This is a genomic window from Chloroflexus sp. (assembly GCF_056331925.1).
The window spans coordinates 1-827 of sequence record NZ_JBWGQH010000070.1 but is presented as its reverse complement, the minus strand read 5'-3'; the positions used below and the strand labels follow the sequence as shown (position 1 = coordinate 827).

Here is an 827-nt window from a genome sequence, read left to right as displayed (position 1 = left end):
CGCTGCGACCGAGCGAGCTGCTCCTCATCACAAGTCAATTTCCTCAACCGATGTATATAGCCCATGCCAATGATTCTGCCTGATCCTGAATTTTGTCCAGTGGTTATGCCCAGTACGAGCGTCAAAATCAACAATACATTCCAGGAAGCCATCAAATGAAAAACCGGATAACACCAAAAGTTTCACGTACTTGAAGAACTCGTGTCTCTGTTCGACCCTTGTGTCTGCTATCACATAGAAGCAGTTCTTAACCTTGGCCCCTATAACTGTCCACGTGGCCCGTACTGTGGCGGTGATACCCGTCATCGCCGGCGCGCGCCGCTGGCCGGGATCGCCGGCATTGTCCGCGCGTCAACGATCGTCGCGCGCGGCGCAGGCACCTGTCCTTCGAGGTCACGCACCGGCGTGCGCCGTCCTGGACAAGTGGCTCAATGCCCCCGGCCTGCACCCAGCGCTGGGTTTGCGATGAGACGGTGGGCTGCATGCGCCAGGGCAGGGCGCCCCCGTGCGAACGATCCTACGCACGTGATGAACGACCACGCACAGCACGTGGCCTTTATGTCTTACAGGACTCGGATGGCTTTAGATTGATGTTCCTCGGCTGAAACTGATAAGGATGCATACGTCGAACGGAATCTTTGATAACGGTGTTATCTGCAAAATCCCTCTGCTACCGAACGCTCCGGTTCAGTGGCGGTGTGGAGCGCCGTCGGCTGCAACCGGTTGTTTGCACGCATTCACGAGTGTCCATTGCTACGGTCGTTCGCCAGCAGCCCAGAGAAAGACATTGTCATACCGGACACTCCGATCGGAGCGCATGGAAGCGC

Annotated in this window: 1 protein-coding gene; it reads right to left on the bottom strand. The window is 56.7% G+C overall.

Going from position 1 to position 827, the window contains the following annotated elements:
• Positions 1-27: 27 nt before the first annotated feature.
• A complete protein-coding gene (locus AC01ZF_RS17540) occupies positions 28-306 on the bottom strand; it encodes an MvaI/BcnI family restriction endonuclease (RefSeq protein WP_476575551.1) in 279 nt (92 codons plus the stop codon).
• Positions 307-827 lie beyond the last annotated feature (521 nt).